The sequence below is a fragment of the Streptomyces sp. Root1304 genome (assembly GCF_001426405.1).
Classification (GTDB): Bacteria; Actinomycetota; Actinomycetes; order Streptomycetales; family Streptomycetaceae; genus Streptomyces.
Genome location: NZ_LMEP01000026.1, coordinates 381174 through 405576, shown reverse-complemented (window position 1 = coordinate 405576; position 24403 = coordinate 381174). Strand labels below are relative to the sequence as shown.

The 24403-nt window shown below is 72.5% G+C and carries 17 protein-coding genes and 3 pseudogenes; 14 read left to right on the top strand and 6 right to left on the bottom strand.

Translation table 11 applies throughout. The annotated features are described in order from the left end of the window. Positions 1-14: 14 nt before the first annotated feature. From gltX to ASD33_RS30935, 3 genes are all read right to left on the bottom strand, one after another. The gene (gene gltX, locus ASD33_RS30945) at positions 15-1529 is read right to left on the bottom strand and encodes a glutamate--tRNA ligase (RefSeq protein WP_079045106.1); all 1515 of its coding nucleotides are present in this window, start codon (positions 1527-1529) and stop codon (positions 15-17) included. Then, positions 1522-2307: a fumarylacetoacetate hydrolase family protein gene (locus tag ASD33_RS30940; protein WP_056568014.1), complete on the bottom strand. Its 786-nt coding sequence runs from the start codon at positions 2305-2307 to the stop codon at positions 1522-1524. Before ASD33_RS30940 ends, gltX begins: the two co-directional genes overlap by 8 nt. Before the next feature lie 150 nt (positions 2308-2457). Further along, positions 2458-2661 (bottom strand): hypothetical protein, encoded by a 204-nt coding sequence (locus ASD33_RS30935; RefSeq protein ID WP_056568011.1) that lies wholly within the window; start codon positions 2659-2661, stop codon positions 2458-2460. Positions 2662-3228: 567 nt separating this feature from the next. Between ASD33_RS30935 and ASD33_RS30930 the strand changes: the two are divergent. The 14 genes and pseudogenes from ASD33_RS30930 to ASD33_RS30875 form a co-directional block, all read left to right on the top strand. After that, positions 3229-7137: pseudogene (locus ASD33_RS30930) on the top strand (nitrate- and nitrite sensing domain-containing protein); the annotation flags it as partial. Between the two features lie 13 nt (positions 7138-7150). After that, positions 7151-7543, top strand: a complete 393-nt coding sequence (locus ASD33_RS34680; protein ID WP_033204890.1) for a roadblock/LC7 domain-containing protein — start codon at positions 7151-7153, stop codon at positions 7541-7543. A gap of 160 nt (positions 7544-7703) precedes the next feature. Next, the gene (locus tag ASD33_RS30925) at positions 7704-8108 is read left to right on the top strand and encodes a DUF742 domain-containing protein (protein ID WP_030206207.1); all 405 of its coding nucleotides are present in this window, start codon (positions 7704-7706) and stop codon (positions 8106-8108) included. Beyond that, positions 8089-8530 (top strand): annotated as a pseudogene (locus ASD33_RS34675) (ATP/GTP-binding protein). The gene ASD33_RS30925 and the pseudogene ASD33_RS34675 overlap by 20 nt, the downstream one beginning before the upstream one ends. Positions 8531-8871: 341 nt before the next feature. After that, positions 8872-12150 carry a nitrate- and nitrite sensing domain-containing protein gene (locus ASD33_RS30920; protein ID WP_056568006.1) on the top strand — a complete coding sequence of 1093 codons (3279 nt, stop codon included), beginning with the start codon at positions 8872-8874 and terminating at the stop codon, positions 12148-12150. A gap of 7 nt (positions 12151-12157) precedes the next feature. Further along, positions 12158-12535 (top strand): roadblock/LC7 domain-containing protein, encoded by a 378-nt coding sequence (locus tag ASD33_RS30915; protein ID WP_056568206.1) that lies wholly within the window; start codon positions 12158-12160, stop codon positions 12533-12535. A gap of 92 nt (positions 12536-12627) precedes the next feature. Beyond that, complete coding sequence (locus ASD33_RS34670; protein WP_079045105.1) at positions 12628-13188, top strand: DUF742 domain-containing protein; 561 nt, start codon at positions 12628-12630, stop codon at positions 13186-13188. A 299-nt stretch (positions 13189-13487) separates the two neighbouring features. Beyond that, positions 13488-13849, top strand: a pseudogene (locus ASD33_RS30905) (ATP/GTP-binding protein); the annotation flags it as partial. A 247-nt stretch (positions 13850-14096) separates the two neighbouring features. Continuing rightward, entirely contained in the window at positions 14097-15098 is a 1002-nt protein-coding gene (locus tag ASD33_RS30900; RefSeq protein ID WP_056568003.1) for a serine/threonine-protein kinase, read from the top strand. Beyond that, positions 15088-15564: a hypothetical protein gene (locus ASD33_RS30895; protein WP_056568000.1), complete on the top strand. Its 477-nt coding sequence runs from the start codon at positions 15088-15090 to the stop codon at positions 15562-15564. Before ASD33_RS30900 ends, ASD33_RS30895 begins: the two co-directional genes overlap by 11 nt. Beyond that, a complete protein-coding gene (locus ASD33_RS30890) occupies positions 15542-16699 on the top strand; it encodes a hypothetical protein (RefSeq protein ID WP_157870098.1) in 1158 nt (385 codons plus the stop codon). Before ASD33_RS30895 ends, ASD33_RS30890 begins: the two co-directional genes overlap by 23 nt. 82 nt (positions 16700-16781) lie before the next feature. Then, positions 16782-17570, top strand: a complete 789-nt coding sequence (locus tag ASD33_RS30885; RefSeq protein WP_056567994.1) for a hypothetical protein — start codon at positions 16782-16784, stop codon at positions 17568-17570. Next, positions 17567-18370, top strand: a complete 804-nt coding sequence (locus tag ASD33_RS30880; RefSeq protein WP_056567991.1) for a PP2C family serine/threonine-protein phosphatase — start codon at positions 17567-17569, stop codon at positions 18368-18370. Before ASD33_RS30885 ends, ASD33_RS30880 begins: the two co-directional genes overlap by 4 nt. Continuing rightward, a complete protein-coding gene (locus tag ASD33_RS30875) occupies positions 18367-19935 on the top strand; it encodes a hypothetical protein (protein WP_056567988.1) in 1569 nt (522 codons plus the stop codon). Before ASD33_RS30880 ends, ASD33_RS30875 begins: the two co-directional genes overlap by 4 nt. A gap of 106 nt (positions 19936-20041) precedes the next feature. On the opposite strand, the gene ASD33_RS30870 is transcribed toward ASD33_RS30875, so the two are convergent. The 3 genes from ASD33_RS30870 to ASD33_RS30860 form a co-directional block, all read right to left on the bottom strand. Beyond that, complete coding sequence (locus tag ASD33_RS30870; RefSeq protein ID WP_056567984.1) at positions 20042-20245, bottom strand: acyl-CoA carboxylase subunit epsilon; 204 nt, start codon at positions 20243-20245, stop codon at positions 20042-20044. A gap of 14 nt (positions 20246-20259) precedes the next feature. Further along, positions 20260-21843: an acyl-CoA carboxylase subunit beta gene (locus ASD33_RS30865; protein ID WP_079045104.1), complete on the bottom strand. Its 1584-nt coding sequence runs from the start codon at positions 21841-21843 to the stop codon at positions 20260-20262. A gap of 163 nt (positions 21844-22006) precedes the next feature. Continuing rightward, positions 22007-24292 carry a polysaccharide lyase 8 family protein gene (locus ASD33_RS30860; RefSeq protein ID WP_242426951.1) on the bottom strand — a complete coding sequence of 762 codons (2286 nt, stop codon included), beginning with the start codon at positions 24290-24292 and terminating at the stop codon, positions 22007-22009. Positions 24293-24403: the final 111 nt, after the last annotated feature.

The following is a 24403-nucleotide window of genomic DNA, read 5'->3' as shown; positions in this document are numbered from 1 at the left end:
CCGCCCGGCAGGGGTCAGGCGGAGAGCTTCGCCAGGGCCGCGTCGATGCGGGCCAGGGTCTTCTCCTTGCCCAGGATCTCCAGGGACTCGAAGAGCGGCAGGCCGACCGTGCGGCCGGTGACGGCGACGCGGACCGGCGCCTGGGCCTTGCCGAGCTTGAGGCCGTGGGCCTCGCCGGCGACCAGGACGGCGTTCTTGAGGGACTCGGGGTCGCTCCAGTCGGCGTCCACGAGCTTCTCGCGGGCGGTGGTGAGGAGGGCCGCCGGCTCGCCCTTCATCGCCTTGTCCCACGAGGGCTGGTCGAAGACCGGCTCCGACAGGAAGAGGAAGTCGACGTTGGCCGTGATCTCGGAGAGGACGGTCATCCGGGTCTGGGCGTGCGGCGCGATGGCCTCCCAGGCGGCGCGGTCGAAGTCCTCGGGCGCCCAGTTGGCGTGCGGGGCCTTCAGCCAGGGCTCGCAGGCCTCGGCGAAGGTCTTCACGTCCAGCATGCGGATGTGGTCGGCGTTGATCGACTCGGCCTTCTTGAGGTCGAAGCGCGCCGGGTTGGCGTTGACGTCGGCGATGTCGAACTTCGCCACCATCTCGGGGATGGTGAAGATGTCCTGGTCGGCCGAGAAGGACCAGCCGAGGAGCGACAGGTAGTTCAGCAGGCCCTCGGGGAGGAAACCGCGCTCCCGGTAGAGGTTGAGGGAGGCCTGCGGGTCGCGCTTGGAGAGCTTCTTGTTGCCCTCGCCCATCACGTACGGCAGGTGGCCGAAGGAGGGGATCTCCTTGGCGACGCCCAGCTCGATCAGCGCCTTGTAGAGCGCGACCTGGCGCGGGGTGGAGGAGAGCAGGTCCTCGCCGCGCAGGACGTGGGTGATCTCCATCAGGGCGTCGTCGACCGGGTTGACCAGCGTGTAGAGCGGGGCGCCGTTGGCCCGGAGGATGCCGTAGTCCGGCACGTTCTCCGGGGTGAAGGTCAGCTCGCCGCGGACCAGGTCGGTGAAGGTGATCGGCTCGTCGGGCATCCGGAAGCGGACGATCGAGGAGCGGCCCTCGGCCTCGTAGGCCGCCTTCTGCTCGTCGGTGAGGTCGCGGCAGTGGCCGTCGTAGCCGGACGGGCGGCCGGCCGCGCGGGCGGCCTCGCGGCGCTCGTCGAGCTCCTCGGTGGTGCAGTAGCAGGGGTACGCGTACCCGCCGGCGAGCAGCTTGTCCGCGACGTCCTTGTAGATGTCCATCCGCTGCGACTGGCGGTAGGGGACGTGCGGGCCACCCACCTCCGGACCCTCGTCCCAGTCGAGGCCGAGCCACTTGAGGGAGTCGAGCAGCTGGTTGTACGACTCCTCGGAGTCGCGAGCGGCGTCGGTGTCCTCGATGCGGAAGACCATGGTGCCCTGGTTGTGCCGGGCGAAGGCCCAGTTGAAGAGGGCGGTGCGGACCAGACCCACGTGGGGGTTGCCGGTCGGCGAGGGACAGAAACGGACGCGTAGGGGTGCCCCCTGCTCGAGCGGAGTCGAGAGCTTGGGGGAGTTCGCGTTAGCCACGCTTGATCACCTTATTGGTGAGAGTGCCGATGCCTTCGATGGTGACGGCGACCTCGTCGCCGACGTTGAGGGGGCCGACCCCGGCGGGGGTGCCGGTGAGGATGACGTCGCCCGGGAGCAGCGTCATGGCCTCGGTGATGTGGACGACCAGGTCCTCGATGGAGCGGATCATGTCGCTCGTACGACCCAGCTGGCGTTGTTCGCCGTTGACCGTGGCCTGGATCGTCAGGTCACGGGGGTCGAGGTCGGTCTCCACCCAGGGCCCCAGGGGGCAGGAGGTGTCGAAACCCTTGGCGCGGGCCCACTGCTTCTCGCGCTGCTGGGCGTCGCGGGCGGTGACGTCGTTGGCACAGGTGTAGCCGAAGATGACGTCCTTGACGCGCTCGCGGGGCACCTCGCGGCACATGCGGCCGATCACCACGGCCAGTTCGGCCTCGTGGTGCAGCTCGTTGGAGAAGGAGGGGTACTCGATCGCGTCGCCGGAGCCGATCACCGAGGTGGTGGGCTTGAAGAAGGCGACGGGGACGTCGGGGACCTCGTTGCCGAGTTCGGCGGCGTGCTCCGCGTAGTTGCGGCCGATGGCCACGACCTTGTTGGGGAGCACGGGCGGCAGGAGCCGTACCTTGCTCAGCGGGACCTTGGTGCCGCTGAGCTCGAAGTCGGTGTACGGGATGCCCTTGATGATGTCGAGGACGAGGCCGCCGGACTCGGCGGTTCCCTCGCCCTCGACGGCGCCGAAGGCCACATTGCCGTCGATGGAGAATCTGGCGATGCGCACGAGTGCTGTCGCCCCTCACTTGGTGCTGGCTGGAGTCTGACGCTCCAGGCTAACGCGGCGCGGGGGCGGCCGAACGGCGATATCACCGGGGTGGATGACACGGGTGACGCGGGAGGTGACACGGATGACCGTGCCGCTCCCCCGCCGGGGTCAGCGGGACGCGGTGGCGTACGGCTGCGGCTCGTACGGCGCGGGGGCCTGCATGAGGATCGTGCGGCGGGGGTTCGCCGTGTTCGTGGGCAGCCCGACCGCGTACTCCGGCTGGGCGCCCCGGCCGAGCTCTGCGGCGTCCGTGAGGTGGACGAGGGTGGAACGGCGGGGGTTGGCCGTGGTGCCGGGCGTCGTCGTCTTCATCGCGGTGATCTGACCTTGTTCCGGTACGGGCGCCCCGTGCGGGCGCGAAGGGGTGTAAAGCGTCAGGCTAAACATGCGATTCCCTTCGAATGCATGGCTAAGACATCGATCAGCGTGTGAGTTTGCTCACCAATCGCGACACATTCCGGTCATTACGGACCGCCCCCCTTGGTCACGGAAAGGGACATTCCGCCACTGAACGATCTATTCCGCTCCTGATCATGGCGACTGGGACACACGGGTACGCGCAGCCATTGGAGGGGAAAAGTCCGAATCCTCCGTGATCATCTTCTACATGGGGTGACCCCCCGGGCACGGGTTGTCATTCCCCTCCCCGCGCGACACGCGGCCCTTGTTGGAGATCCGGCACTGTGCTGGAATTCCACGCACCGCCGCGGGTTTCAAGCCGGCGCGCAGGGGGCGCAACGCAGCGCCGGCCATGTGGCGGGGAAGGGGGAACTGCGCCGGTCACCGACGACCACCTGGGGCGCTCCACGCCCCGATTGACGCCGACACCGTCCTCTCCGTTCACCCGGAAGGACGCCTGGTCCAGAGGTTGCGACGCTAGTGCAGGGACGTTTCAAGAGGGATGGCTCGGGGTCTCCCCAGGCCCGCCAGGGCCGAGCGGATGCTCCGGCGGAGCAGGAACCGCGTGCCGGGACCGACCGCGGTCCCTCGGCCTCGCGCACCCCGAACCAGGGTCAGGGCCCGTCCGACGGCGGTGACGGCGGCAGGCGTGCGAACGCGGCGGCCGCTCCCGCCGAGCCGGCCGAGGCCTCCGTCAAGCCCCGCGCCGAGAACGAGGTCGGCCCGCGAATAGCCCTGCGCAACTGGCGCATCTCCACGCGCCTGGTCGCGCTGCTGACCCTCCCCGTGGTCGCCGCGACCACCCTGGGCGGCATCCGCATCAGCGAGTCGCTCCAGGACATGGAGCAGCTCGACCACATGCAGCTGCTGACCAAGCTGACCCGTGAGGCGACCGACCTCGCGCAGGCCCTGCAGGCCGAGCGCGACCTCTCCGCGGGCCCGCTGGCCAACGGCCGCCCGGTCAGCGACTACCAGGTCGCGAACAACCGCCGGAAGACGGACCGCGAGTACAAGGCCTTCCTCGAAGCCACGGAGGACATCCCGTCCACCGAGGGCGACGAGGCGCTGCGCAGCATCCGCCAGAACGTCAGCCAGATCGCCTCGCAGGTCATCCAGCTGAACACGATCCGCGGCAACGCCTACGAGAAGGGCGTCTCCCACTCGGTGACGGTCGAGGCCTACAGCCGCCTCGTCCGCTCGCTGCTGAGCCTGTCCCAGGACATGGCGCAGGCGACCAGCAACCCCGAGATGATCAAGCGGACCCGCGCGCTCGCCGCGTTCTCGTCCGCCAAGGAGTACGCCTCCATCCAGCAGGCGATCATCGCGGGCGCCCTTCCCCAGGGCGACAAGACCGCCGGACGGATCCAGCAGGGTGACCGCCTCTACGGCGAGGCCGCGCTGAACTCCGAGAGCGTCGAGCTCAAGACCTTCCAGGCGATCTACGAGTCGACCGGTGGCGACGCCAACGAGCTGACCGCCTCGCTGAACAGCGGCAACCCCTCGATCCTCGCGGCCGAGAAGTACGCCGAGCGCGTGCTGAAGTCCGACGACGCGATGCCCGGCGGCGCCAAGCGCGGTCACCTGAACTTCACCGACGAGTACGGCACCAAGATCGCCGCCATGAACCGCATCGAGCGCGGTCTGCTCGGCGACATGGAGAGCATGGCCCGTGAGCTGCGGCAGGACTCGCAGCGCGAGGCCATCGTCAACGGTGCGCTGATCCTCCTCGTCCTCGGCGTCTCGCTCATCGGCGCCTTCGTCGTGGCCCGGTCCATGATCCGCTCGCTGCGCCGGCTCCAGGACACCGCCACCAAGGTCGCCCAGGACCGTCTGCCCGAGCTCGTCAAGCAGCTCTCCGAGTCCGACCCGCAGGACGTCGACACCTCCGTCGAGTCCGTCGGTGTGCACTCCCGGGACGAGATCGGCCAGGTGGCCGCGGCCTTCGACGACGTGCACCGCGAGGCCGTCCGCCTCGCCGCCGAGCAGGCCCTCCTCCGGGGCAACGTCAACGCGATGTTCACCAACCTCTCGCGCCGTTCCCAGGGCCTCATCCAGCGTCAGCTCTCGCTCATCTCCGAGCTGGAGTCCCGCGAGGCCGACCCGGACCAGCTCTCCTCGCTCTTCAAGCTCGACCACCTCGCGACGCGCATGCGCCGTAACGGTGAGAACCTCCTCGTCCTCGCCGGTGAGGAGCCGGGCCGCCGCTGGACCCGCCCGGTCCCGCTGGTCGACGTGCTCCGCGCCGCCGCCTCCGAGGTGGAGCAGTACGAGCGCATCGAACTGGCCTCGGTCCCCGCGACCGAGGTCGCCGGCCGGGTCGTCAACGACCTCGTGCACCTCCTCGCCGAGCTGCTCGAGAACGCGACCTCGTTCTCCTCCCCGCAGACCAAGGTCCGGGTCACCGGTCACGCGCTGCCGGACGGACGGGTGCTCGTCGAGATCCACGACACCGGCATCGGTCTCTCCCCGGAGGACCTCGCCGCGATCAACGAGCGGCTCGCCTCGCCGCCCACCGTGGACGTCTCGGTCTCCCGCCGCATGGGTCTGTTCGTGGTCGGCCGCCTGTCCCTGCGACACGGCATCCGCATCCAGCTGCGTCCGTCCGACTCGGGCGGCACCACCGCGCTCGTCATGCTTCCCGTCGACGTGGCCCAGGGCAACAAGAAGCCGATGCCCAAGCCGGGTGCCGGTGGCCAGGGCGCGATGCCGCCCGGCGCCTCCGCCCCGGGCGGACGGCTCCCCGCGGGTCCCGGTGCGGCCGGCGGTCCCGGCGGCGGGCGTCCCGGCCAGGGCGGTACGCCGGCGGCCGGACTCCTCGGCGCCGGTGCCGGTGCGGCACGCGGTCAGGTCGGTACGAGCGGTCCGCGGGCCGCGCTGCCCGCCCGGGAGGGTGCCCCGCTCACCGGCGGCCCCCAGCCCCGTACCCCGCAGCAGCCCCAGCCGCAGAACGCCCAGTTCGACCAGACCGGTCAGCTGCCGCAGATCCCCCAGGCGCCGCAGGCGCCCGGCCAGGACGCGATGCGCCCGGGCCCCGGCGGCGGTCTCATCGGCGGCGCCGCGAGCGCCATCCCCTCGCGTACCGACGTGTGGGGCAGCCAGCCCGGCCAGGGCGTCCCGCAGGCCGGACCCGGCGCGCCGCAGCAGCAGCCGCAGGGCCAGGCCCCGCAGGGCAACCAGCCCGGTGGGTACGACTTCCCGCGCGCCGAGCTGCCGGGGGGCAACCCCCAGCCGCAGCGCCCGCAGGCCGCGAGCTGGGGCAACGACCCGGCCCAGCAGCCGGTCCGGCGCCCGCAGCAGGAGATGTCCCCGCTGGACGCCCCGCGCGGCCACGAGGAGCCGGAGACGACCGGCCTGTTCGGCGCCCCGGCGCCGCAGGGCCCCGGTTCCACCGGTCAGTTCCCGCGCCCCGACTTCGGCGCCCCGCAGCAGCAGCCCCAGCAGGGCCGCCCGCAGCAGGCTCCGCAGCAGCCGGCCCCGCAGGTGTACCAGGGCGGTGTGCAGGACCCGGCGTCGACGGCGCAGTTCCCGCGCCCGGACTTCGGCGCCCCGCAGGGTCCCGGCTCCACCGGTCAGTTCCCGCGGCCGGACTTCGGCGCCCCGCAGGGCCCGGGCTCCACCGGTCAGTTCGCCCGGCCGGACTTCGGCGCCCCGCAGCAGCAGCCGCAGGCCCCGCAGCCGCAGGCCCCGCAGCAGCAGGCGTACCAGGGCGGCCAGCAGCAGTTCGGCCGGCAGCCCTTCGTGCCGCAGGCCCAGCAGGCCCCGCAGGCCCAGCCCCCGGCGCCGCGTCAGCGGACCGGTGGCGAGGACTTCGGTGCCCCGCGTCCGGCCGAGCCGGTCCGGCAGCAGCCGCAGCAGCCGCAGCTCCAGCAGCCGCGCCGTCCGGAGGCCCTGCCGCCGGCGAGCGGTGCGGGCGACGGCCGTACCCCGCTGTACGACACGCTCGAGACCAACTGGTTCCACCAGGAGCAGGCCCAGCAGGCTCAGCAGGCTCAGGCCCAGGGCCGGCAGCAGGGCCCGCAGGCCCCGCAGCAGGACCCGGCGCAGACGACGCAGACCCCGGTCGTCGCCCAGCCGTCCGCTCCGGTGCCCGCCGACGGCGGTCGGCAGAACGGCGGGGCCGCCTGGCGGACCTCGCCCAACGACGAGCTGGTGCGCCAGGCCGAGCGGGTCCGCAAGCCCGCGGCCGGCGGCGTCACCACCTCCGGCCTCCCCCGGCGCGTGCCGAAGGCCAACCTCGTACCCGGGACCGCTCAGGAGCAGGCGCACAGCGCCGGCCCCCAGGTCTCGCGTGCACCCGACGACGTCCGCGGCCGGCTGACCAATCTGCGCCGCGGCATCCAGCAGGGCCGACAGGCCGGAAACTCGACCACGGGTAACCACCACCTCGGTCGCGGCGCAGAATCTGAACTGGTTGATCACCAACTTCGTGGACAACACCCCCGGGGTGTCGCACACGGTGGTGGTCTCCGCCGACGGACTCCTGCTGGCCATGTCCGAAGGATTCCCCCGCGACCGTGCCGACCAGCTGGCGGCGGTCGCGTCCGGACTGACCTCGCTGACCGCGGGTGCGTCCCGGATCTTCGAGGGGGGCCCCGTCGCGCAGACCGTGGTGGAGATGGAGCGCGGCTTCCTCTTCCTCATGTCGGTCTCCGACGGTTCCTCGCTGGCCGTGCTCGCGCACCCCGAGTGCGACATCGGCCTCGTGGGCTACGAGATGGCGCTGCTGGTCGACCGGGCCGGCAGCGTGCTCACCCCGGATCTGCGCGCGGAGCTCCAGGGCAGCCTGCTCCACTAGCCGGTCCCGCATTCCGGACAGCCCCACCGCACCACCGACCGACAGGGCGGTACGCCCCTCCGTACCGCCCTGGGCACCGTTCACCGTCCGGCCGCCCCAATCCGGCCCCCCACCGGCCCCATCAGACGGCAGAGAGCTTGCTGTCACGCCCGGAGGATTCATGACCCCGCCCCCCGCCTCTCACGATCCGTACGGCAATTCAGTCGACGAGTACGGACATGAGGGCGACCAGCCGCTGGTGCGTCCGTACGCGATGACCGGCGGCCGGACCCGGCCGCGTTACCAGCTCGCCATCGAGGCGCTGGTCAGCACCACGGCCGACCCGGCGCACCTCGCCACGCTGCTTCCGGAGCACCAGCGGATCTGCCACCTGTGCCGTGAGGTCAAGTCGGTGGCCGAGGTGTCGGCGCTCCTGTCGATGCCGCTCGGCGTCGCACGAATCCTCGTCGCCGACCTGGCGGAGGCCGGCATGGTGGCCATCCACCAGCCGGGCAACGGAGAGACCGGCGGCACGCCGGACGTGACTCTGCTCGAAAGGGTGCTCAGTGGACTTCGCAAGCTCTAGCGGCGGCGCGGCCCGGTCTACCACCAGCGCGAAGATCGTGGTGGCGGGTGGCTTCGGCGTGGGCAAGACCACGTTCGTGGGCGCCGTCTCGGAGATCAACCCGCTGCGTACCGAAGCCGTGATGACCTCCGCGTCCGCGGGGATCGACGACCTCACGCACACGGGTGGCAAGACGACCACCACGGTGGCGATGGACTTCGGCCGCATCACCCTGGACCAGGACCTGATCCTGTACCTGTTCGGCACCCCCGGACAGGACCGCTTCTGGTTCATGTGGGACGACCTGGTCCGCGGCGCCGCGCGAGGCCCTGCAGATCGGCCCCGACACCCCCATCATCACCACCGACGCCCGCCACCGCGCGGACGCCAAGAGCGCCCTCATCACGCTCGTCGAGCACGCCCTCATGGCCCGGCTGAAGTAGCCGGGCGGTCAGGGGCGGTTGTCATATGCCTCCGCCAGGGGCGGTCTGTGTCCTTCGACACGACCGCCCGACCTGTTCATAACGTTTCGACAGAGAATTGGGGCGCCTCGGACACCCGACGCATCCGGTCGGTGTCGCTGCGCTCACCTGAGCCCCGCCATTTGGCGGGGCTCGCTCTTTATGCCCGTTTTATGTCAGGCCTGGACCACTGAAAGCCGCCGCTTCCCACTGTTTGGAACGGAACCCCTTCACGTGCTGCAATTCATGAACTCCCGAGTAGTACGGCCCTGAACGAAACACCGGCACAACGTAGGTGCCGACGCCGAGAGGTTGTTGGTCGAGTGAGGCGAAGCAAGGAAAGCTCCGCGGAGCAGGAGACGCGGGGCAACTTCACGCCGCCGTCGCGAACGGCCGTGTCGCCCGCGGACGTGCCCGTGACGCCGCCGCCCGCCCCGGCGGGCAAGGGAAGCTCCAGCAAGCTGTCGCCCCGCAACTGGCGGGTGCCAACCCGTCTGAACGCGATCCTCTGCATACCCGTGCTCGTCGGCCTCGTCATGGGCGGCTTCCAGGTCAAGACCGCCATCAACACCTGGCAGGAGGCGCAGGACGCCGAGAAGACCGCGCTCATCGTGCGGGCCGCCTCGGAGTACAGCACCGCCCTCCTCAACGAGCGGGACCTCACCGCCGGCCCGCTGCTGACCGCGAAGACCGCCGAGGACCGCAAGAGCGACGAGGTCCAGCAGGCGTACGCCGCGACCGACGCCGCCCGGCTCAAGTTCGACGAGGCCGCGAAGGACCTGCCCTCGGGCCAGGGCCTGGAGCGGCGTCTGCGCCTCTTCAAGGACGAGGAGCCGAAGCTCGAAGCGCTCCGCAAGGCCGCGTACACCCGCTCGCTCGACCCGGTGAACACCCAGCTCGGGTACACCGGCGTCCAGCACTACCTCGCCGAGTTCTCCAACGAGCTCGGCCTGGGCACGGGCAACGTCACCACCTACGGCCGCAGCGTCTACGCGATCCAGCTCTCGAAGGGCGCGGAGTCCCTCCAGCGCTCCATCGGCACCCAGCTCCTGGTCCGGCCCAGCCGTGACGAGGCCGTCTTCGCCCAGCAGTCCGTGGCGTTCAACTCGTACAACTACCTGGAGCAGATCGCCCTCGGCGAGTTCTCCTCCGGTGGTCTGCCCGAGGACGTCGAGCTGCTCAAGAAGGTCATGGCCGGCAAGGCCGCCGAGGGCGCCAAGCAGATGCAGGCCGCCGACGTCGAGCTGCCCAAGGGCAAGGACGGCTCCGTCTACTCCGGCGTCGCCGCCGCGATCGGCTCCGCCAAGGACCCCGACGCCCTCGCGGCGCTGAAGTCCAAGGGGATCACCGCCGAGACCTGGTCGGCCGTCGCCACCGCGAAGTTCGAGGGCTACTCGGAGGTCGAGAAGGCCCTCGTCGACAAGGCCGTGGCCGAGGCCGCGCGCGTCTCCGACGAGGCCAAGACGGACGCCTGGCTCAACGGCGGCATCGTCGTCATCGCCCTGCTCGCCGCCTTCGTCCTCGCCGGGATGATGGCCCGCCAGATGAGCCGCTCGATGCGCGAGCTGCGCACCGCGGCCTTCGGCATCGCCGAGCAGCGCCTGCCGATGCTGGTCGACCAGCTCTCCCGTACCGAGCCCGGCCGCGTCGACACCCGCGTGCAGCCCATCCCGATCGACTCGCAGGACGAGATCGGCGAGGTCGCCCGCGCCTTCGACCAGGTCCACCGCGAGGCCGTCCGGCTCGCCGCCGAGCAGGCCATGCTCCGGGGCAACGTCAACGCGATCTTCACCAACCTCTCGCGCCGCAACCAGTCGCTGATCGAGGGCCAGCTGACCCTCATCACCGACCTGGAGAACAACGAGGCCGACCCGGACCAGCTGGAGAACCTCTTCAAGCTGGACCACCTGGCGACCCGTATGCGCCGCAACGGCGAGAACCTCCTGGTCCTCGCCGGCGAGGAGCCCGGCCGCCGCTGGGACCAGCCGGTCCCGCTGGTCGACGTCATGCGCGCCGCCTCCTCCGAGGTGGAGCAGTACGAGCGCATCGAGCTGGCCGGTGTGCCGGAGGCCGAGATCCACGGCCAGGCCGTGACCGACCTCGTGCACCTGCTCGCCGAGCTCCTGGAGAACGCCACCACGTTCTCCTCCCCGCAGACCAAGGTCCGCGTCACCGCGACCCGTCTCCCCGACGGCCGTGTGATGGTCGAGATCCACGACAAGGGCATCGGCCTCACCGCCGAGGACTTCGCGGACATCAACCACAAGCTGGCCAACCCGCCGACCGTCGACGCCGCCGTGTCGCAGCGCATGGGCCTCTTCGTGGTCGGCCGGCTCGCCGACCGCCACGGCATCCGGGTCCAGCTCCGCCCCTCGGGCGAGCAGGCCGGCACGACCTCCCTGGTCATGCTGCCGGACGCGATCACCCACGGCGGTGGCGGCGAGCAGCCGCTCCAGGACGACTTCACGGTCTCCCAGATCATGCCGCAGCAGCAGCAGAGCGCCTTCGAGAGCGCCCCGCAGCAGCCGCAGCCGATGCTGACCGCCGCCGACCTCGGCTTCGACGACTCGCGTTACGAGCAGCCGGCCGAGGAGGAGCGCCCGGTCGACCCGGTCGACCGCTCACTGAAGCGCGAGGGGCGGCGTGCCGCCCTGGAGGCCCAGACCGCGCAGGGCGGCGAACGTCCGCTCTTCCGCGACGAGGCGGAGCAGGGCGGGGAGTACGCGCAGCAGGCCCCGGCGCAGGAGTACGGCGTCCCGCAGCAGCAGGCCCAGGAGTACCCGGCGGAGCAGTACGCCCCGGCGCAGGACTACGGGCAGGCGCAGCAGGCTCAGGGTTACGGCCAGGAGTACGCGGCGGGCTACCCGCAGCAGGACGGCTACGGCGCGGGCTACGCGGCCCCGCAGCAGGGCTACGAGGCGTACCCCCAGCAGGGCTATGCGGAAGCTTCGTACGAGGCTCCGGAATCCGAACACCAGCAGTACGGCAACACGTTCGATCCCCAGTCCCACCAGGCAGAGTGGCAGGATCAGAGCGCGTATCAGGGCAGCTGGCCGCAGGAGTACGGGACGGAATCGGAATCTGCTCCGGGCGCTCCCGAACAGGCCCCCGAGCGCGTAGGCTTCGACCGTCCGGGTCCGGCCCCGAGTGCCGTCCCGGACGCCGGTCACGCGCTGACCGACGCCGGACTGCCGCGCCGCGGCAGCGTCGCCTCGCCGACCCAGCAGGCGCCGCAGCAGCAGGCACCGCAGCCGGCCGAGCCCGCGCAGCCGGCTCAGGAGCAGCAGCAGGACGAAGCCGACGGTACCGACGAATGGCGCTCGACCAACGACGAGCGCTGGCAGCGGGCCGGAAAGCTCAAGGAGCCGAAGGCGGGCGGGGTCACCTCGTCCGGCCTCCCCCGCCGGGTCCCGAAGGCCAACCTGGTCGAGGGCACGGCCGAGCAGACCCCGCAGGGCGGCCCCCAGGTCTCCCGCGCTCCCGAGGACGTCCGGGGCAGGTTGAGCAACCTGCGCCGGGGTGTCCAGCAGGGACGCAGCGCGGGAACGGACACGAACGGATCGGGCCTCGGCCCGGGTAATACCTACAACCAGGAGCGTTAGTGTGAGCATGAGCCAGGCGGCGCAGAATCTGAACTGGTTGATCACCAACTTCGTGGACAACACCCCCGGGGTGTCGCACACGGTGGTGGTCTCCGCCGACGGACTCGCCGACCAGCTGGCCGCGGTCGCGTCCGGACTGACCTCGCTGACCGCGGGCGCGTCCCGGATCTTCGAGGGTGGTGCGGTCAACCAGACCGTGGTGGAGATGGAGCGCGGCTTCCTCTTCCTGATGTCGATCTCGGACGGCTCCTCGCTGGCCGCGCTCGCGCACCCGGAGGCCGACATCGGCCTCGTGGGCTACGAGATGGCGCTGCTCGTGGACCGCGCGGGCACGGTCCTGACCCCCGACCTCCGGGCGGAGCTTCAGGGAAGTCTTCTCAACTAACAGACAGACAGTGCGTTTCGCGCCACCGCCCCGTAGGGTGCGGTGGCGCGGCTCCAAGGGACATGGACCGCGAGGCAGTCGGAGGAGGAGACGTGGTAACACCACCGGGCTCAAACCCTTACAACGGTTATGACGCGCAGGCGCCGCAGGGCGGCGCCGCGCAGAACAACCGGTTCAACTTTCCCTCCACCCCGAGCAGACAGGGCGTACCGCAGCCCTACCAGCAGCCTCAGGCCCCGTCCACGGGCGGCCACCGCGCCTCGCGCGCTCCGTCCGCCGCCGGTTCCAGCAGTTCGGGCGGTTCGGGCGGGCACAACCCGCTGGTGCGTCCGTACGCGATGACCGGCGGCCGGACCCGGCCGCGTTACCAGCTCGCCATCGAGGCGCTGGTCAGCACGACCGCCGATCCGTCCAGGCTGCAGGGGCAGTTGCCCGAGCACCAGCGGATCTGCCGGCTGTGCTTCGAGATCAAGTCGGTCGCCGAGATCTCGGCCCTTCTCTCCATCCCCCTCGGCGTCGCCCGAATCCTCGTCGCCGACCTGGCGGAGGCCGGGCTCGTCGCCATCCACCAGCCGGGCGGCGACGAGGCCGCCGGCGGTCAGCCAGACGTGACACTGCTCGAAAGGGTGCTCAGTGGACTTCGCAAGCTCTAGCGGCGGCGCGGCCCGTTCAACCACCAGCGCGAAGATCGTGGTGGCGGGTGGCTTCGGCGTGGGCAAGACCACGTTCGTRGGCGCCGTCTCGGAGATCAACCCGCTGCGTACCGAAGCCGTCATGACCTCCGCGTCCGCGGGGATCGACGACCTCACGCACACCGGCGACAAGACGACGACGACCGTCGCCATGGACTTCGGCCGCATCACCCTGGACCAGGACCTGATCCTGTACCTGTTCGGCACCCCCGGACAGGACCGCTTCTGGTTCATGTGGGACGACCTGGTCCGCGGCGCCGATGGACTTCGGCCGCATCACCCTGGACCAGGACCTGATCCTGTACCTGTTCGGCACCCCCGGACAGGACCGCTTCTGGTTCATGTGGGACGACCTGGTCCGCGGCGCCATCGGCGCCGTCGTCCTCGTCGACACCCGCCGGCTCGCCGACTGCTTCCCCGCCGTCGACTACTTCGAGAACAGCGGTCTGCCGTTCGTCATCGCCCTCAACGGCTTCGACGGCRMCCAGCCSTACCAGCCCGAGGAAGTSCGCGAGGCCCTGCAGATCGGCCCCGACACCCCCATCATCACCACCGACGCCCGCCACCGCGCGGACGCCAAGAGCGCCCTCATCACGCTCGTCGAGCACGCCCTCATGGCCCGNCGCGAGGCCCTGCAGATCGGCCCCGACACCCCCATCATCACCACCGACGCCCGCCACCGCGCGGACGCCAAGAGCGCCCTCATCACGCTCGTCGAGCACGCCCTCATGGCCCGACTCCGGTAGCCGTCCCCCGCGTTGTCCGCCGAAGGCCGCGTTCCCCTCCCGGGAACGCGGCCTTCGGCGTGAAACCGCCACCGTGCCCCGCCGCGTCCACTACGTTGTCGGGGGGACCTCGGGGGAGGCGGGATGAGCACGTACGACGGTACGGACCGGATCGGGAACTTCACGGTCGTCCGCACGCTCGGCAACGGCGGCATGGGCAAGGTGTACCTCTGCCGGACCCCGGCCGGGCAGCGGCTCGCGGTCAAGGTGATCCGCCGGGAGCTGGCCGACCTGTACGAGATCAGACAGCGCTTCGCCCGCGAGGTGGACGCCCTGCTCGACGTGCACAGCCCGTACACCGTGCCCGTCTACGCCGCCGAGACCGTCCGGCCGCCGCTCTGGCTCGCCACCCGCTACGTCGCGGGGCCCACCCTGGAGGCCAGGGTCACCGGCGACGGGCCGCTGCCCGAGCAGCAGGTGGCGGCGCTGGGCTGCATGCTCGCGGAGGCGCTCTCCGAGGTGCACGCGCGCGGGGTGATCCACCGCGACGTCAAGCCGAGCAACATCATCCTGGAGAGCGGCGAACCCCGCCTCATCGACTTCGGCATCGCCCGCACGACGGCGACGACGACGGGACTGACCCTGCCGGGGACCGTTCTCGGCACCCACGGCTACATGGCGCCCGAGCAGGTCCTGGGGCGCGAACCCACCCCCGCCGTCGACATCTTCGCCCTCGGCGCCGTCCTCGCCTACGCGGCCACCGGCCGCCCGGCCTTCGGCACCGGACTGCCGGCGAGCATCCGGATCCTCGAAGGCACGGCCCCCTACCTGACCGGGGTGTCCGCGCCGCTCGCCGGGCTGATCACCGCCTGTCTGGCCACCGCCGCGGCCGACCGCCCGCTGCCCGACCTGCTGATGACCGCGCTCTCCGGCCTCCTCGGGACCGGTTCCGACAGCGAACCCGGCGGCGCCGCGGGCGGCCGGGAGCCCACCGAGCCCGTGCCCGACCCCCCGCACCGCTGCCACGTACCCGCGCGGGACGGCGCGGGCGACCCGTGCGCGCTGCGCCCGATCGCCTCCCGGCTGCTCGCCGCGGGGTTCTCCCGGTCCCTCGTCCAGAAGGCGGTTCTGCATCATGCCCGCTGAACACGCCGTCGAACTGCGCGACGGCTGGGAGTCCCTGGTACGGGAATGGGCCCGCCGCATCGGCGAACCCGTGGCGAGCGAGGAGGGCGCCCTCTACCTGGAGGCCAGGGTCGGCGGCCCGGCCGGGCCCCGGCTCACCGTGGACGTCAGCCGCGCCGCCGGCTCCCTCGTGGTGGCCGTCACCGACGGGACCCTGATCTCCCCCGACCGGCTCGCGCCCACGGCGGCGGCGGCGACCGCGTGGAACTCCCGCGAGGTGACCCCGAGCGCGATCCTCGGCGACGTCCGCAGCGAGGCGCCGCTGCTCTCCGCCGTCCTCGCCCTGCCGCTCGCCTCGCACCTGACCGCCACGGGCTTCGCGTCGACGCTCGACACCCTGCTCGAAGCGGCGGTGCGGCTGCTGCGCGAGTGCCACGACCTCGGATTCGTCCTGCGGAGCACCGATGACCTCGCGACCCGGGAGTGACCGGATGGAATGGGCCGCCGTCCTGCTGACGATCACGGTGGTACCGCTGGGGGCGGCACTCGCCATCATGTGGGCCAGTACGGGTTCGTGGCGCTCGGGATCACGCGGGGACGACGGCCGGCGGCGGGACGTCCCCCGCGGGGAGGACGGCCGACGGCGGGAGGTCCCCCGCGGGCCCGAGCCCGCCCGGCACCCGGAGGACCCGCGGAACGCCGGCACGCCACGGCCCCCCGAGTCCGGGCGGACGCCGGAGCCGCGGCGGACGCCGGAGGGCGCTCGGCCGCCGGAGGAGGTCCGGGGCCCCGACGGCCGGACCGAGCCCGAAGGGACGCCCGCGCCCGGTGCGCGGCCCGAGGCCGACGGCCGGCCCGAGGGCCCGGGGCGGCCGGGCGGGATGCCCGCGCCCGAGCGCCCCTCGGCGCCGTCCCCCCTCGGGATCTGGGGCCATGTCGACCGGCTGCTGGAGGCCGGGCGCGCCCTTCTGGACGGTGCGGGTTTCGTCCAGGAACGGCCCGGCACCGACGACCGCGTGCCCCCGGCCTCGGCCACGCCCGGCGAACCGCACCCTCAGACGCACCCGCACCCGCAGGCACAGCCGCAGCAGCCCGCCGCGTCGCCGCAGAGCGACCCGCCGGCCCGGAGCGCGCCGTCCGGCCACCCGCAGGGTGCCCCGCCCGTGCACCCGCAGAGCGCCGCACCCGCGCGGTCCGCTCCGTCCCCCTACCCCCAGGCCCCCGCGCCCGGCTCCCAGCGGGCCCTGCCGCCCACGCGTCCCCAGGCCGGTCCGCCCGCCTTCCCCCGTACCGAGCCTCCCCGGCCCGCCCCGCTCCCCGACGCCCCCGCCGACGCGACGCGCCCATCCGAGGCGTATCCGGCAGCCGACGTCCCCCGGCCCGCGGGCCCCGGCGGTGACGGCCGCGACCGCGACACGCTGGCGCTGGCCGGCGGACGCCGGGACGTCGCGACCGTCGCGACCTGGCTGCGCCCGCACGGCTACGTGGAGTGGGACGGCGCGCTGTGCCGGGCCCACTGGCTGGGCTCCCCTTCGGCGTACCCGTACCCCGGTGAACGGGTCCGCGTGACCCTCGTCCCGGAGTCGGAACCCCCGGTGTTCCAGGCCGGGCCGCTCCGCTGAACTTCCGCACCTCCGCCGCACGACCGCCCCACCCCGTACCCGCTCGTCCTTCCCTGACCACCCATCGCTCCACGGAGTAGCCGTGACTCCCACGCCCCAGCCCGACGAAGCCCCGCTCCCCGTGCCGTACATGGGCTTCGAGTTCGACAGCGCCCAGCGGCTGCCGCTGCTGCTCTGCCTGGACACCTCGACGTCCCTGACCCGGAACGACGCCATCTCCTCGCTGAACACCGCCCTCGGTTCCTGGGCGGAGAGCCTCGCCGAGGACATGGCGCTGAGCGCCGCCGTCGACGTCGCCGTGATCACCTTCGGCGGCGGCGACGGCATCACCGTCTGGCAGGGGGCCACCCCGCTCGGCGCCACCGCCCCGGTGTGGCCGCACAGTCCCTTCGTACCGGCCCACGAGTTCCGGCCGCCGGTGCTGCGCGCTCACGGCGTGACGCTCCTCGACCGGGCGCTGCGCCTGGCGATGGAGGTGGTCGCCGACTACAAGGCGGGGCTGCGGGCGGAGGGGCTCACGTACTACCGCCCGCAGATCTGTGTCGTCACGGACGGCTACCCGAGCGACGAGGAGGGCCGGTTCTCGCACGCGTACCGCGAACTCCTGCCCGAGCTGCGCAGGGCGGAGGAGGAGCGCCGCTTCCGGCTGTTCGCGGTGGGCGTCGGCGAGCGCCACGCGGGCGCCGAGGAGGTGCTCCAGGAGCTGGCGCCGCACTACCACGCGTGGCTGGACGGCTTCCCGTTCGCGGAGCTGCTCACGGCGATGTCGCACAGCGCCAAGGCCACCCAGGGCGGCGCCGCGGAGGCCGAGTTCCAGGAGATCTTCGCCCGGCTGAAGCGGCGGCGCGGCGGCGGGCAGGTCCCGGCGTGAGGCCGGCCGACGGGGCGCCCCCGGACTGGCGGGTGCACGGCACCAGCGCGATCGGCTACCGGCACCTGCGGGAGCGGATGCCCTGTCAGGACGCGTGGCGGGTCCGCAGGACCCCGTCGGGGCTGGTCCTCGCGGTGGCGGACGGCGCGGGCAGCGCACCGCGCTCCGAGGAGGGCGCCCGGCAGGCCGTACGGCTGGCGACCCGGGCGTTCGAGCCGCTGGTGACGCCCTGGGAGCGGCTGCCGGACGCGCACGCGCGCAAGGAGGCGCTGACCGAGGCCTTCCGTGACGTGCGGGCCGCCTTCCTGCGGTGGTGCGGCGACTCCCCCGCCCCGTACGCGACCACGCTGACGGTGGTGGTCCTCGCCCCGGGCTGGCTGGGGCAGCTGTCGGTCGGTGACGGTCTCGTGGTCGTCCGGTCCGACGTGGGCGATCCCGAGCGGCCCGCGTACGACCTGCTGCCGCGGGCGCACACGGGCAGCGAGTACGCGAACGAGACGGTGTTCGTGGGCTCGCCCACCGCGCTCCGGCAGCTCCGGGTGGACTGCGTCCGGGACGACGGGATCGACGGGGTGCTGCTCTCCACGGACGGACTGACCCAGGCCCTGCTGCGGCGGGCGCCGGCCGGGCGGCCCCCGATGCCGCACGACGCGTTCCTCGGGCATCTCTTCGACCGGCTCGCCCGGCCCGACTACGACCACGACGAGGAGGAGCGGCGGCTCTCCGAGTTTCTCGGATCGGACCAGATCACCCGGGTGACCGGGGACGACAAGACTCTCCTGTGGGCGATACGGACATGACTACCGCTGACGAGAACCGCGGACACCGCGACGACCACCTCTCCCTCGACGGCCTCAGCCTGGCCCTCGGGGACGGCACCCGGGTGACCCGGGTGGCGAAACCGCTGGGGACGGGCGGGCAGGGCAGTGTGTGGCGGCTGAACGAGCGCGCCGACCTCGCCGCCAAGATCTACAACCGCACCCCCGACGGCGCCCAGCTGCGCCGGCTCACCGCGATGCTGCGGGCCGATCCGCTCGCCGGGGAGCGGCTCGCGCCCGGTCAGCCGCCGATGCTGGTGTGGCCGGTGGACACGATCGAGGCGGGCGGGAGCCCGATCGGCTACGGCATGCCGTACCTCGATCCGGCGGCGCACACCCAGCTGAGCGGGCTGCTCCAGAAGCCGGTGCGGCTGCGCCGGTTCGAGGGCCGGGCGCACTGGAAGTTCCTGCTGGCGGTGGCGTCGAACCTGGCGTACATGACGGCCGAGCTGCATCAGCAGGGCTTCGTGGTGGGCGATCTGTCGAGCGCCAACGCGGTCGTCGACCGGAACGGGTTCGTCACGTTCCTGGACTGCGACTCGTTCGCCTTCACGGACGCGCTGACCGGTGAGTCCTTCGGCTGCGAGGTGTTCACCGACGACTACGCGAGCCCCGAGCGGCAGCGGGGGGAGCCGCCGACCCGGCACGCGGACGACTTCGCGCTCGCCGTCCTCGTCTACCAGCTGATCACCGGCGGGAACCACCCCTTCGACGGGGCTCCGCTGTACGGCGCCGCGGAGGCGACCCGCAAGGACAACATCATGAGCGGGACGTCGTTCCTGGTCGAGCCGGACCGGGTGCGGGTGCCGGCGCAGCTGCTCCCGCCCGAGGTGCTGCCGCCCCGGCTGGTGGAACTGGCCCGGCGGACGTTCGGGCCGGGGATCCGCGATCCCCGGCGGCGGCCGTCCTCGGCGGTCTGGCTGGACGCGCTGGACGACGCGCGGGAGTCGGTCGTGCAGTGCGCGGACGCGGCGGACCACCACTACGCCGGTCATCTGACGGCGTGCCCGTGGTGCGGGCGGCGGTCGGCGGGGCAGCCGGACCCGTTCGTGGCGGGTCCGGGGCGGAGCACGGGCGCGGGGGCGCCGGCGGGGGCTTCGGCGGGGACGAAGGACTCGGTGTTCGTCCCGCTCGGCTCGGTGCCGCGCCCGGCCGCGCCTTCCGGGTCGGGTGCGCCCGCCGGTCCGGGTACGCCCTCCGGGGCCTCCGCCCGGCCCGGGGCGTCCGGCACGCCGCGCACCTCCGGCACCTCCCGTACCTCCGGGCCCTCGGCCGGTCCGTCCACCTCGGCTCCCCCTGGGGGGACGGCTCCCCCCGGCGGTGGCTCCAAGGCGTCGGTTCCGCCGCCCCGGACCGCCACTCCCCAGACGGGGTCGAACCCGCCCGGCCCCGTGCCCCAGGGCGTCGAGCCGGCCGCCGTCCCCGAGACGAAGCCACTCACCAAGGGGGAGATCGCGCTGGGCTGCGCGGCGCTGCTGATCCTGGGCGGCATCGTGGCGGCCCTGATCTGGGGTGTCTACGCGCTGGTGCAGACGATCTGGCCGTAGGGCGGGTGGCGAGTACTCGCCACCCGCCCCGGCCGTCCGCGGGCGTGCGGACGCGAGGGAGGGCCGGAGCCCGGTGTCCACCGGGTTCCGGCCCTCCCTCGTACGGTCAGCGCCAGCTGTGCGGGGCGCGGAAGCCGTGCTCGCGCTCCAGGCGGCGCCAGCCGGCCGTGGTGCGGCCGCGGTGGTCGTCCGCGGTGTCGGTGTCGGCCTTGGCGGCCGCGCGAGCGAGCAGCACCGCGGTGATGGCGGCGAGTTCCTCGGGGTCGGCGTGGCCCTTCTCGACGCGGAGAAGATGGGCAGGGGTGCTCACGTGGATGACTCCTCTTACTGAGGCGGGTTGCCGTGCTTGCGGGACGGCAGGTCGGCGTGCTTGGTGCGGAGCATCGCGAGGGACCGGATGAGCACCTGGCGGGTGTCGGCGGGGTCGATGACGTCGTCGACCAGGCCGCGCTCCGCCGCGTAGTACGGGTGCATCAGCTCGGCCTTGTACTCCTTGACCATGCGGGCCCGCATGGCCTCGGGGTCCTCGGCCTCGGCGATCTGCTTGCGGAAGATCACGTTGGCGGCGCCCTCGGCGCCCATGACCGCGATTTCGTTGGTGGGCCAGGCGTACGTCAGGTCGGCGCCGATGGACTGGGAGTCCATGACGATGTAGGCGCCGCCGTAGGCCTTGCGCAGGATCAGGCTGATCCGGGGCACGGTCGCGTTGCAGTACGCGTAGAGCAGCTTGGCGCCGTGCCTGATGATTCCACCGTGCTCCTGGTCGACGCCCGGCAGGAAGCCGGGGACGTCCAGAAGGGTGATGATCGGGATGTTGAAGGCGTCGCACATCTGGACGAAGCGGGCGGCCTTCTCGGAGGCCTCGATGTCGAGGACCCCGGCCAGCGTCTGGGGCTGGTTGGCGACGATGCCGACGACCTGGCCGTCGAGGCGGGCGAGGGCGCAGATGATGTTGCGGGCCCAGCGCTCGTGGATCTCCAGGTAGTCGCCGTCGTCGACGAGCTCCTCGATGACCTTGTGCATGTCGTACGGGCGGTTGCCGTCGGCGGGCACCAGGTCGAGCAGGACCTCGGAGCGGCGGTCCGCCGGGTCCTCGGAGGCGACCGTCGGCGGGTTCTCGCGGTTGTTCTGCGGGAGCATCGACAGGAGGTAGCGGACCTCCGCGATGCAGGTCTCCTCGTCGTCGTAGGCGAAGTGGGAGACGCCGGAGACGCCCGCGTGGACGTCGGCGCCGCCGAGTCCGTTCTGGGTGATCTCCTCGCCGGTGACCGCCTTGACGACGTCCGGTCCCGTGATGAACATCTGCGAGGTCTCGCGGACCATGAAGACGAAGTCGGTGAGCGCCGGGCTGTAGGCGGCGCCGCCCGCGCAGGGGCCGAGCATGACCGAGATCTGCGGGATGACGCCCGAGGCGCGGGTGTTGCGCTGGAAGATGCCGCCGTAGCCGGCGAGCGCCGAGACGCCCTCCTGGATGCGGGCGCCGGCGCCGTCGTTCAGGGAGACCAGCGGGGCACCGGCCGCGATGGCCATGTCCATGATCTTGTGGATCTTGGTGGCGTGGGCCTCGCCGAGGGCGCCGCCGAAGATCCGGAAGTCGTGGGCGTAGACGAAGACCGTGCGGCCCTCGACCGTGCCCCAGCCGGTGATGACACCGTCGGTGTAGGGCTTCTTCGCCTCCAGGCCGAAGCCCTGGGCGCGGTGCCGGCGCAGCTGCTCGACCTCGTTGAAGGAACCAGGGTCGAGCAGCAGCTCGATGCGCTCGCGCGCCGTCAGCTTGCCCTTCGCGTGCTGGGCCTCGGTCGCCCGCTCGCTCGGGCCGCGGAGTGCCTGCTCGCGCAGGACGTGCAGCTCGGCCACTCGGCCACGGGCGTCAGCGGGCTCGCTCGGGATCTGGTCCACAACGGTCATGTGTCGACCCTACGAAGCCGGACAAGAAAACCCCGCCGTCGACTCCGTACAGTCTCCCGTGTCGATTCCTGGTGGGGCTGGACAGAACCTGGACCCGCCCAGCCCGAGTCAACAGTCAGGCACCCCTCGTGTTTGTAGGGTTCCGACATGGACCCCGGCGGGACTAGAGGAGCACCTCGCAACGGTGGGTGGCGCCCCGGGTGCCCGGGGTGATCCGCAGCCGCAGTGAGCGGCCGGTGGCGAGCACCTCCACCGAGGGGTCGTGCGAGAGCACCCGGCGGACCGGGCCCGCCCAGAGGAGTTCGAGGGGCTGCCCCGTGCGGAGCGGTTCGGAGACCCTGAGGTCGAGGACCGAGCGGCGGCGGCGGACGAGGGCGCTCGCGGGCGCGGTGACCGTGAGGGGGCCCACCGTACCGGCCGCCCAGAAGTTCGCGGCGGTGAGTCCGAGGGACGGGACGGCTATCGCCTGCCGTTCGGCGCTGTTGTCGAGAACGCTCAGCCAGTCGGGGTCGGCGGCGCGGGCGGCGAGGGTGCGCGGGGAGGCGCCCGGCATCAGCAGATAGACGTACGAGGCCGCGACCGGGTCCGTGCCGTGGTCGAGCCAGAGGGTCTGGTAGCGGCGGGTCACGCGCTCGGTGGAACTGGTGGTGTTGATGTCGCTCCAGGCCCCGGTGCGGTCCTCGCGGAGGGTGCGGAGGTCCCCGGAGCCCGCGGGGAGGACCCAGCCGCCGTGGCCTTCCAGATGGGCCCAGCCGTCGCCGGTGGTGAGGGCCCGGGTGCCGCCCTCTCCCAGCAGCCGGTTGTCGACGACCGTCTCCACGGGCACGCCGTCGGTGGCGGTGATCCCGGCGCCCAGGCAGATCACGGCGTCCGCCGCGCAGAACCAGGACTTGCGGGCCTCCAGGGTGGAGCCGAGGCCCTTGAGGTGCTGGCCGACGGCCGCGTACTCGCCGTCGGTGGCGCCGCCGACCCAGCGGACGGCGGGCCGGGGCGCGCCCCACTCGCCGCCCGCCCGGTCGGCCAGCCGCTTGGTGGAGACGGTGGTGCCGGGCAGGCGGTACGGGTCGACGGTGGGCCAGAACCAGTCGGTGTACTGGTCGCCGAGGGACGGGGTCCACCAGGAGAGCATTCCGGCGCCGGTGTGCCAGCCGCGCGGGTTCTCGCCGTTGCCGCACTCGTAGTACGTGATGCGGTTCGAGGCCATCGCGATGTTGGCGGCCCAGCCGGGGCGGCGGTGGACGGCCCGGTCCATGGCGGCGAAGAGCCGGTGGCCGGTGGGTTCGGGGGCGGCCGGGACGGGCGAGGCGGCGACGGCGTGCAGCCGGGCGAGGTCGGCGACGCCGAACTGACGGGCGGCGAGGACCGGGGAGACGGTGTCGCGCTCGATCCACCCCTTCAGGCGCGCGTGCCAGCGGTCCCGCTCGGCGGCGGAGGCCCCGCCCGCGAGGAGGGCCATGGCCGCGATGACGCCCTGGCCGTGGAAGTGGTCGGAGCGCATGACCCGGCGGTCGTCGTTCTTGAGGTAGCCGCGGCTGATGGCGCGTCCGTTGACGCTGTCCATCATCAGTCCGTCGTAGATGAGGGGCGCGTAGGCCTGCTCGACGCTGTCGAGGACGATCTGCCGGTTCGGGTCGGTGACGGCCCAGGTGGAGCCGGCGAGCAGGGTGAAGAGCCGGCCGAGGCCGTCCAGCATGACCTGCCCGTAGGTGCCGGAGTAGGCGACCCAGGTGTGCTGGACGAAGGAGCCGTCGGCGTAGAGGCCGTCGCCCTGGGTGACGTACGGGAAGACGGGCGAGAGGGCGTCGCGTGCCAGGGCGAGCTTGGCGGGGTTCGCGCCGACGACCCCGCGCAGGGCGACGGAGCGGCAGAGGTCGACGCGGTTGGCGCCGGTCGAGGTGCCGGTGTAGTCCCTGAGCACCGTGTCGGGGACGAAGTGGTCGACGGCGGCGCAGGCGGCGGCGATCCGCTCGGCGCCGAGGTGGGGGTGGAGGGCGGCCACGATGTCCATGAGGAGGCGGGGGGCGCCGATCTGCCACTCCCACCAGTTGCCGTAGCGGGGCGCGCCCGCCCGGTAGACGGTGGCGGAGAGGTGGTCGAGGCCGCGCAGCACGTCGGCGAGCAGGCCCGTGTCGCCGGTGAGGCCGGTGCCGGGCTGGGCGTACGCCTGCGTCATCGTCCAGAGGCGGCTGTAGCTCTGGGAGATGCCGGCCGGCGGGTCGAAGGGGGCGTCGGGCCAGAGGGAGGCCGTGGCGGGGGCCATCGCGGCGCGGAAGGTACGGGCGAGGGTGCCCGTCTCCGCGAGGCGGGAGGCGTAGGGCTCGGCCCCGGCGTCGAAGCCGGAGCCGAGCTGGAGGTCGAGCCAGCGGAGCCGGAGCGTCTCGAACTCGTCCGCCGCGTGGGCCTGCGGGGCGAGGGCGAGTGTGAGGGCCGCCGCTGTCGTGGTGCTCAGGAAGGTGCGGCGGGACCAGAGGGGCAGGGACACGGGAGCCTCCCGGGGGAAGTGGTGGAGACCGGTCGGCGCCCGGTGTAACACCCTGTTTCCGACGCAATCAATGAGCAC

What these genes read in the sequence shown, in the direction of transcription:
- ASD33_RS30935 (WP_056568011.1), bottom strand. Translation starts at nt 2,661, where the DNA reads ATGAAGACGACGACGCCCGGCACCACGGCCAACCCCCGCCGTTCCACC.
- ASD33_RS30925 (WP_030206207.1), top strand. Translation starts at nt 7,704, where the DNA reads ATGACCCCGCCCCCCGCCTCTCACGATCCGTACGGCAATTCAGTCGAC.
- ASD33_RS30915 (WP_056568206.1), top strand. Translation starts at nt 12,158, where the DNA reads ATGAGCCAGGCGGCGCAGAATCTGAACTGGTTGATCACCAACTTCGTG.
- ASD33_RS30900 (WP_056568003.1), top strand. Translation starts at nt 14,097, where the DNA reads ATGAGCACGTACGACGGTACGGACCGGATCGGGAACTTCACGGTCGTC.
- ASD33_RS30895 (WP_056568000.1), top strand. Translation starts at nt 15,088, where the DNA reads ATGCCCGCTGAACACGCCGTCGAACTGCGCGACGGCTGGGAGTCCCTG.
- ASD33_RS30890 (WP_157870098.1), top strand. Translation starts at nt 15,542, where the DNA reads ATGACCTCGCGACCCGGGAGTGACCGGATGGAATGGGCCGCCGTCCTG.
- ASD33_RS30875 (WP_056567988.1), top strand. Translation starts at nt 18,367, where the DNA reads ATGACTACCGCTGACGAGAACCGCGGACACCGCGACGACCACCTCTCC.
- ASD33_RS30865 (WP_079045104.1), bottom strand. Translation starts at nt 21,843, where the DNA reads ATGACCGTTGTGGACCAGATCCCGAGCGAGCCCGCTGACGCCCGTGGC.